This is a genomic window from Deltaproteobacteria bacterium, from assembly GCA_021159305.1.
Classification (GTDB): domain Bacteria; phylum Campylobacterota_A; class Desulfurellia; order JAGGSF01; family JAGGSF01; genus JAGGSF01.
This window is the reverse complement of record JAGGSB010000034.1, coordinates 1-5,749: the sequence shown is the minus strand read 5'-3', so window position 1 is coordinate 5,749 and position 5,749 is coordinate 1. Positions and strand designations below refer to the sequence as shown.

General features: G+C 38.3%; 9 protein-coding genes, 2 tRNA genes and 1 other RNA gene. All 12 read right to left on the bottom strand.

Annotation, left to right across the window (positions count from 1 at the left end):
• A partial coding sequence (porA, locus tag J7J10_02405; protein MCD6129785.1) for a pyruvate ferredoxin oxidoreductase occupies window positions 1-379 on the bottom strand: 379 nt, incomplete at its 3' end.
• Window positions 379-726, bottom strand: coding sequence for a 4Fe-4S binding protein (locus tag J7J10_02400; GenBank protein ID MCD6129784.1), 348 nt, complete (start codon window positions 724-726; stop codon window positions 379-381). The genes porA and J7J10_02400, both read right to left, overlap by 1 nt.
• On the bottom strand, window positions 726-1,301 hold the full coding sequence (locus J7J10_02395) for a 2-oxoacid:acceptor oxidoreductase family protein (protein MCD6129783.1): 576 nt from the start codon (window positions 1,299-1,301) through the stop codon (window positions 726-728). Before J7J10_02395 ends, J7J10_02400 begins: the two co-directional genes overlap by 1 nt.
• A gap of 81 nt (window positions 1,302-1,382) precedes the next feature.
• Window positions 1,383-1,721: a YbaB/EbfC family nucleoid-associated protein gene (locus tag J7J10_02390; protein ID MCD6129782.1), complete on the bottom strand. Its 339-nt coding sequence runs from the start codon at window positions 1,719-1,721 to the stop codon at window positions 1,383-1,385.
• Window positions 1,721-2,923 carry a DNA polymerase III subunit gamma/tau gene (dnaX, locus tag J7J10_02385; GenBank protein ID MCD6129781.1) on the bottom strand — a complete coding sequence of 401 codons (1,203 nt, stop codon included), beginning with the start codon at window positions 2,921-2,923 and terminating at the stop codon, window positions 1,721-1,723. The genes J7J10_02390 and dnaX overlap by 1 nt, the downstream gene beginning before the upstream one ends.
• 20 nt (window positions 2,924-2,943) lie before the next feature.
• Window positions 2,944-3,044, bottom strand: an RNA gene (gene ffs, locus J7J10_02380) — signal recognition particle sRNA small type.
• Window positions 3,045-3,057: 13 nt separating this feature from the next.
• Window positions 3,058-3,131, bottom strand: a tRNA-Arg gene (locus J7J10_02375).
• Window positions 3,132-3,136: 5 nt separating this feature from the next.
• Window positions 3,137-3,229 (bottom strand) — tRNA-Ser (locus tag J7J10_02370).
• Between the two features lie 31 nt (window positions 3,230-3,260).
• Window positions 3,261-4,073 (bottom strand): ribonuclease H-like domain-containing protein, encoded by an 813-nt coding sequence (locus tag J7J10_02365; protein MCD6129780.1) that lies wholly within the window; start codon window positions 4,071-4,073, stop codon window positions 3,261-3,263.
• A 7-nt stretch (window positions 4,074-4,080) separates the two neighbouring features.
• Window positions 4,081-4,611, bottom strand: coding sequence for a YIP1 family protein (locus tag J7J10_02360; GenBank protein ID MCD6129779.1), 531 nt, complete (start codon window positions 4,609-4,611; stop codon window positions 4,081-4,083).
• Window positions 4,612-4,790: 179 nt separating this feature from the next.
• A complete protein-coding gene (locus tag J7J10_02355) occupies window positions 4,791-5,303 on the bottom strand; it encodes a hypothetical protein (protein ID MCD6129778.1) in 513 nt (170 codons plus the stop codon).
• Window positions 5,300-5,749 (bottom strand): MBL fold metallo-hydrolase (locus J7J10_02350; protein MCD6129777.1); only part of this gene is annotated, 450 nt, incomplete at its 5' end. The genes J7J10_02350 and J7J10_02355, both read right to left, overlap by 4 nt.

Below are 5,749 nucleotides of genomic sequence, written 5' to 3'. Positions count from 1 at the left end.
CTCCCATAACATCCGAATGGTCTCCATGAATATTCAATGGTGCATTCAATGCCCTCGCTGCAATCACAGTTACTATCGGTAATCTCATAGAAGAAGCGACATATACAATTTCCCACATCAAGGCTAATCCTTGAGCTGCCGTTGCCGTCATTACTCTTCCGCCCGCCGCAGCCGCTCCCACACAAGCACTCATAGCAGAATGTTCTGATTCTACAGTAACTAATTCTGTATCCATCAATCCATCAGCAATAAATGAAGCCACTGTCATCGGAATCTGTGTAGACGGTGTTATGGGGAAAGCAGCGATAACATCAGGATTAATCTGCCTGATGGCATGTGCCGCGGCAGTATTACCATCTAATGCTACTTTGTTTCCCATTATTTCCCTCCGAATGTTTCTTTAAATACGGTATCCATACCTTTTTTCTCTATATCCACTTCTAAGGCCATAGCCAATGTATTAGGTTTAGGACATTCTTTAACGCATATCCCGCATCCTTTACAAAAATCATAATTTATGCCAGCCATATTTCCATCTTTGTCTACTTTAATAGCTGAATCGGGACAGTAAACCCAACAAAACATGCAATTTATACACGCATCTTTATTCCATATAGGCCTTTCTGTTCTCCATGGGCCTGTTTTGTAATCCACACTATTTCCCGGATCCTCTATCACACCACCTGTCAATAAGTCATTCCATTGTGCCTTTTCTCCTATTTTCATTATTGAACCCCCTCAAATCCTTTCTTGAGTGCATTGATATTCCCTCGAACTATCTTCTCGCTAAACTTGCCTGCATCCTTCAGTAATTTTTCTACCTTTTTGGACAAGCTATCTTTATCTATTAAATTCAGTACTTGAGAAAGTGCACCCAACATGGGAACATTAGGAATAGATCTACCAAGTTCATCCCTGCTTATTTTGTTGGCATCCAGTATGTAAACCTTAAATCCTTTTAAATTTAACTGTTTAATCAGGTCCTCTTTCTTTAAAGATGTGTTTACAATAACCGTTGCTCCTTTTTTTGTTCCTTCTGCTATATTTACTAACCCAACCAATGTAGGGTCAAGAAGGAGTACTACATCTGGCTCCATATATTCTGAATGGTCTCTTATTGGATGATCCGAAAGCCTAGTAAATGCTATTACCGGTGCCCCTCTTTTTTCCGCACCATAAACGGCAAATGCCCTGGCATAGGCCCCTTCTTCCTGAGCCATAATCTCGGCCAAATTATGAGCAGCAGTTACTGCGCCTTGGCCTGCTCTGGCGTGCCATCTTACATCTAATCTCTTCAACATAATAAAAACCCTCCTCCCAGAATTAATAAAATCTGATTTAATTATAATGTATAATTTAATAAAAGCAACTGTAAATTAACTTTAAATTAAATTAGAAAGACCGCCTAAGCCCATGCCTCCTGTTACACCGCTCATCTTTTCCTGCACCATTTCCTTAGCTTTCCTCAATGCTTCATTCACCCCGGAAAGTATTAGATCTTGTAACATTTCTATATCTTCAGGATCAACTATATCCTTAGATATTTTGATCTCTGCAATTTTTCCTTCTCCGCTTGCTTTCACAGAAACCATTCCTCCCCCGACGGTTACATCCACCGTTTCCTTTGCCGCTTCTTCCTGAACTTTTTTTAATTCGTTCTGTAATTTTTTCGCCTGAGCCATAAGCATATTCATGTCTAAACCACCCGGTCTTTTAGGCATCATAACCTCCCTATAATCTTTCCATCAAACTCTTCTAATATATATTTTACTACTGGAAAGTTCTCTGTTTGTAAATCCCCTTTTGATTGCGTCGTTTTTTCCTCAATTTTATGTTCTTTTCTCATCCCTTGTTTATTTGATTTGTTGGTTGTTTTAATTTCTTCTAAGATATCTTCTATTTTCACCAGATTCTTTACTGCGCAAGCTTTGTAGGCGGCTGTTCTTAACACAACTTCACCGTCAACGCCGGCTCTCATATCCATAAATGCTTTATAAAACACATCCATCACACCTATCATCTGTTCCATAGAATATACTTTCTCTTTTATGTAAATTTCAATCCTACGCAAAAGCATATTAAAAAGATAAAATATATCTACACCCTTGCTTTCTATTTTCTCTAACCATTTTTCTAACTCTTCTACATTTCCATTTACTATTGCATCTAAGAATGCTTGTATATTCCCTTCTTTTAAAACATAAAGACTATCTTCTACATCTTTCAAAGAGATATTTTTTCCACAATAAGATATCGTCCTATCCAGAAGCATCTCCGCATTTCTCAAAGAACCCTCGCACAAGCTGGAAATAAGCGTCGCTGCATTTTCCTGCATAGTTATCTGTTCTTTCTCGCAAATTTCCAATATATGTTTTTTTACCAGCAATTCAGGAATTTTTTTAAAATCCAGGATCATACAGCGAGAGAGAACGGTAGGAGGCATCTTTTGCATGTTGGTAGTGGCAAGGACAAACTTTACATATTGCGGCGGTTCCTCAATTGTTTTAAGCAGTGCATTAAATGCTTCCATGGTTAGCATGTGTACTTCATCAATAATATACACCTTGTAAAGAGAGAAAAGAGGAGGATACTTCATGCTTTCTATAATCCTCCTCGCTTCTTCCACCTTTCTGTTGGACGCCCCGTCTATCTCTATTACATCTATTCCCCTTCCTTCATTGATTTCCTTACAACTTTTGCATGTCTCACAAGGATGTATGGTAGGTCCTTTCTCACAATTTAATGACTTGGCTATTACACGAGCAGTGGAAGTTTTCCCCACCCCCATTGGGCCGGAAAGAAGGAAAACATGCGGAATTCTATTCATGCGGATAGCATTTTCTAATATACGTACCACAACGGGTTGGCCTATAATCTCACTTAAATTTTTAGGTCTATACTTTCTGGCTAAGACAATACACATCTTGTTTCCTCATGATACTTGTCCATCAGGCTGATCTACAGCACTTGCACATCATTTCCTACCGCTGCTTCCTTCCGGACCTGACGGAATTCGGAAAGCATGCAACGCGTAGAGCCCAACGGACAAGTATCAGGTGCGCCCAAGGAGACTTGAACTCCTGACCTGCAGATCCGCAATCTGCCGCTCTATCCATCTGAGCTATGGGCGCACATATGGCGGAGAGAGCGGGATTCGAACCCGCGATAGAGCTTTTGGCCCCATACACGATTTCCAGTCGTGCTCCTTCAGCCTCTCGGACATCTCTCCTTAAAAGTAATCCTAAATATAACAGCATCTTTTAGTGTGTCAACTTTTTAATCTCTGGTCTAATTGATTCCAAGTTTTTCAATTCTCTCTTTATTTCTCCGTAGGTATCTTTAGCATGATGCATTAGTAGCATACGAAGATAAAGAGCATAGGTAGCCCTTACATCTTCAGCACAATATCGCGCAATTTTATCATAATCACCGTTTAGATAATACTTCTCAATTTCAGACCCGCTGCCCTCAGACTTAACAGGTATCCCACAGATATTGCATAAAGCCTCTAACGATGCTCCGAAACCAAAATATTCTATTAAATCTACATTAAACCTGGAGTATTTATTGGTATAATTTGGTCTTTTGTTTTCCCATTTGTCCTTTGTGGAAAAATATGTATTTAGGGCAACATCAATGTGCTTCTGCAAATCTTCTTTGCAACTCAAGAAATTATCCAAGTATCTTAAAGTTCTTGTAGTTATAACAGGAATATCAAATCTTTTACCATTAAATGTTATTATATAGGGAGCATCCTCTGTTACTTCCTTCAAAATCACGCCTATTGATGCCCAAAAAGTCTCCAGCACCTTACCTTCTGGACCACACCAGGACTTTAAAGTCCTTTTATCTCCAATTTTCCTTAAACAAGAGATACAAACTACCTTGTGATACGGAGTGGCAACAAAAACATCATCTATAGATTCTTTCCTTAATCTTTTGCGCTCTCTTTCCATAATGTCTTCAAATGTATCTTTTTCCCTTCCCTTGACACTTGCAAGTAGATCCCTGTCTCTTATGGTTTCTATATCAAAAACAAACAAATTCTTTGGAATAACCAATTTTCTTTCCATTAAAGGTTTAGGATGCCCTTGGGAAACCAGTCAAAGCAAAAAAAAGCATAAAGATTGCCAATTGAATAATCCAACCTATAGCACAAACCCCTACAGCTCGCAATGTGCTTTGATAATCCAAAGCTTCTCTAACTGCAATAATCATTGCCACCAACATCCAAATCCCTGCAACCAAAAAAACAATTTCCTTCAATGCTGGAACAACACCTAATATTCTAATCAACCCTGGAGAACTTGAAAAACCAATAGTCCTTAGCAGTTGTCCATGATTCGCTTTGGTTTGCGGCTCAGGAAGAAGTTTAGTGCCGATAAAATAAGTAATATAAGCCCAAATATACCACCCAACAAGTGCAGTAACTATTATTATTAAAACCCGACCTATTCCTCCACTTCCCACAGTTCCTATGCCTGCTGCTATACTTGAGAGTACAACAACTGCCATAGCTTGACCCATAGCACCTTTATCTGCTTCAACCTCTCTATAGAGACCAACATCAAGCTTGGCAGCACGGACAATACGCTCCCAAAAACCACTCATTTTTTCCTCCTTCCAGCTACTTGTTTAAAGTATACACAATTACTGTGTCTCTTTCAAAAGATTTATGTGAACATAGATAATATAAGAAACAAAAATAATTGGAATCTTATCTTTTCAGTAAAGGAAGCACCAATTGCAAAAAGTTGTATATGCTTGATAATAATGCAATATTTCTGTCTCTAAAGTTTATTCAGTATTTTTATTTGCTTCAGTATCATTTTATATCCCATTCTGGATTTGTTCCAGGTCCTCCCAATGGTCAATACATTTTTTTCACCTTCTAAATCAGGATGATCATCTATAAGAACGCTGTCTTTGTATTTTTCTAAATACCACAGTTTTTCTTTTGCTTTATTGACAAATTGCACATCCATTCCATAGGTTAAAAATCCTTTGTTGTTTAACCAGTGCACCGTTGCCTCTTTACCATAATCATTTTGCATAGAAAGAAAAACAATCTCACCCAAGTCTGATAGGTTTTGTGTGAAAAAATGTGCCCTTTGATAAGCAGGTGCAATAGCTAAAAGATAAGGATGGGAATAAAAAACATCTACAAATGTAATACCATTTTCAAACAGAGCATCCCAGTTGGTAACAGGCCTTACAGATATCCCTTCTTCTCTCATCTTCTGCATTATTGCTTTTACAATGTTTCTAATAACACCATCAACATCTAAGAATATTGTTCTCATATCTCTATTATTCTTCCCGCTCCTCCTTTAATGCATTTATCAGTGTAAAGAGAGAATATCTCTTGTTTATATTGTGTGCAGTGACAGGGACAGATCAACTCCAGATCCTTAAACAGTTCAAATTCTCTAAACCCATGCAAACCACCAATGATGGCATGGACCTCTCCAAATTCTGATGCCGCTTTGAAAATATGCTCCATTGTAGGATGAGAACATCCTACAATTAAAACTATTCCCCTGTCCGTTTTAATGCACAAAGATTGCTCTATACCATCCAGTTCGCCGGTAGAAAAAACATTATCATGAATCTTTAAAGCATTTTTTACGACAATCACCTCTTTTGCACCAGACGGCTCAGGACAAGTTTTTGGAATATAAACCTTAACATTGTTGTTTACCTTTAAAAAATCTGACAATCCTCCAATGTGATCCCAGTGAGCATGAGA

Excerpts from the sequence above, each read along its gene's own strand:
- J7J10_02400 (MCD6129784.1), bottom strand. The coding sequence starts at position 726 with ATGAAAATAGGAGAAAAGGCACAATGGAATGACTTATTGACAGGTGGT.
- J7J10_02395 (MCD6129783.1), bottom strand. The coding sequence starts at position 1,301 with ATGTTGAAGAGATTAGATGTAAGATGGCACGCCAGAGCAGGCCAAGGC.
- J7J10_02390 (MCD6129782.1), bottom strand. The coding sequence starts at position 1,721 with ATGCCTAAAAGACCGGGTGGTTTAGACATGAATATGCTTATGGCTCAG.
- dnaX (MCD6129781.1), bottom strand. The coding sequence starts at position 2,923 with ATGTGTATTGTCTTAGCCAGAAAGTATAGACCTAAAAATTTAAGTGAG.
- J7J10_02365 (MCD6129780.1), bottom strand. The coding sequence starts at position 4,073 with ATGGAAAGAAAATTGGTTATTCCAAAGAATTTGTTTGTTTTTGATATA.
- J7J10_02360 (MCD6129779.1), bottom strand. The coding sequence starts at position 4,611 with ATGAGTGGTTTTTGGGAGCGTATTGTCCGTGCTGCCAAGCTTGATGTT.
- J7J10_02355 (MCD6129778.1), bottom strand. The coding sequence starts at position 5,303 with ATGAGAACAATATTCTTAGATGTTGATGGTGTTATTAGAAACATTGTA.